Genomic DNA, 1789 nt, shown 5'->3' on the forward strand with positions numbered 1-1789 from the left:
TAAAGGCATTAGAGATCCCTACACCAACTTTCAATATTTAAAATCTCAATTTTACATGTTATAAAAGAAAGGAATTTAGTACAGTCAGTATATTAATCCAGACCTTCATGCAATATTCTAATTTGGTAAAAATTTTGTTTTTCTCTTTTCGATTTTATGTAATGAAAATGAGTTTTAATACATTTGCATAATTAATTATGCTAATACGCATCAAAATATATGAGAACCACATTAGAAATCCCAGAAGAACTTATAGAAGAGGCCATGAAGCTTACAGGAGCAAAAACAAAAAGCCAATTGATTACGGATGCATTAAAAGAAAAAATTGAGAAAATAAAGAGGCAACGGCTTTTGACCTTTAAGGGAAAAATTGACCTTGACATAGATCTTGATGTACTTAGAGATAGAAAGTAATGTCAAGATATAAGGTACTGGTGGATAGTTCTGTTTGGATTGAATATTTTAGGACCCGTGATATACCTTTTCTAGAAGACCTAATCAAAGAGGATCTTATCTGTACTAATGACGTTATCCTTACAGAATTGATTCCTTCTTTACTCTTACAAAAAAGAAAAGATATCGCTGAAAGTCTTTTGACAGTTGAAAATATTCAACTTGAAATTGATTGGGGAATAATCAGGCAATATCAATTAATGAACATCAAAAACGGGATCAATAAAGTCGGGATTCCTGATTTATTAATTTTTCAACAAATTATCGATCAAAAGATAACCTTATATACGTTTGATAAGCATTTCAGCCTCTTAAAAGGGCTTCATCATTTTGATTTAATTATGGATAGGAACTGATTCAGTCTTCTAAAATTAAAACCAAACATAGTTTTTTCAATTCCCCAACACCACCCTCCTGTAAGAAACCAAAGACGGACTACCTGAATCCTCTACTTCGAGGATGATGTGTAAAGTCTGATTTTCACCCAATTCAGGCATAACGAATTCAATGTCCATAGCATGCGGATCGAATAACTTAAGGTCTCCGGTATAGGCGCCGGCTTCCTTGTATATCCACCACTTGTACCTGATTTGGTCTCCGTCGGGATCCATGCTTTCCTTTGCAGAAAGTTTGACAGCTTTTCCTGAATCCACTTTCCCAAAAGCCAATGCCTTTCCTTTGTTTCCATTGAGTACAATGACAGGATTATGGTTTGCTTTTTTATAATCATCGGCGATATTCCAATCCATCCTTGCCGCAAAATCATGCTGATAATCTTTCCTCCATCTCCAGATTGTGGCCTGATTGGACGCTTCCTTCCTGCCATCGGCCAAAGTGATTTCATCTTGGGTATTGATGGAGGATGTCCAGATTTTGTCTTTCTCACCGTAGGATTGCCATAATTCGTACCTTCCTGCCCAGCCTCCATAGGTGGGGCTTTTGTACCAACCCAAACCGTTATTGATCAAACCAAAAAAAGAAGGAGTATCCCCTTCCATGATATAAATCACATCAAGGTAATTGGCTCCCAAAGGACCGTGATTTTCTTTGACATTGGCATTTAGCCACGGATTGTCGACCAACTCAAAATCCACCATTGGGGCATTTTTGTACCATCTGTCTCCTGAAATCCCGGTCCAGGTGGCTTTGTAATATTCCCTCCAATTATCTCCAGCACTAGCATCCACGATATAAAAAATTCCCGGAAAATTATGCCTGACCCAGATCCCGGCAAAGTCCTGATCAGAAATTCCATAAACCCTGAGCTTGGAAACAAATTTGGAAACCTCTGCTTCTGACCTGGTATGCTGCACTTTCCAAAGTGCCTGCGCGAGAC

Annotated in this window: 3 protein-coding genes; 2 read left to right on the forward strand and 1 reads right to left on the reverse strand. The window is 37.8% G+C overall.

Features of this window, described 5'->3' with window-relative positions:
• Positions 1 to 219 precede the first annotated feature (219 nt).
• Together ACZFYI_RS19980 and ACZFYI_RS19985 are read left to right on the forward strand one after the other, a co-directional pair.
• Positions 220 to 414: a type II toxin-antitoxin system VapB family antitoxin gene (locus ACZFYI_RS19980; protein WP_462525879.1), complete on the forward strand. Its 195-nt coding sequence runs from the start codon at positions 220 to 222 to the stop codon at positions 412 to 414.
• Complete coding sequence (locus ACZFYI_RS19985) at positions 414 to 809, forward strand: PIN domain-containing protein (protein WP_462525880.1); 396 nt, start codon at positions 414 to 416, stop codon at positions 807 to 809. Before ACZFYI_RS19980 ends, ACZFYI_RS19985 begins: the two co-directional genes overlap by 1 nt.
• A gap of 36 nt (positions 810 to 845) precedes the next feature.
• On the opposite strand, the gene ACZFYI_RS19990 is transcribed toward ACZFYI_RS19985, so the two are convergent.
• On the reverse strand, positions 846 to 1789 hold a 944-nt coding region (locus ACZFYI_RS19990), incomplete at its 5' end, for a DUF1593 domain-containing protein (RefSeq protein WP_462525881.1).

This window comes from Aquiflexum sp. (genome assembly GCF_977115555.1).

Excerpts from the sequence above, each read along its gene's own strand:
- ACZFYI_RS19980 (WP_462525879.1), top strand. The coding sequence starts at position 220 with ATGAGAACCACATTAGAAATCCCAGAAGAACTTATAGAAGAGGCCATG.
- ACZFYI_RS19985 (WP_462525880.1), top strand. The coding sequence starts at position 414 with ATGTCAAGATATAAGGTACTGGTGGATAGTTCTGTTTGGATTGAATAT.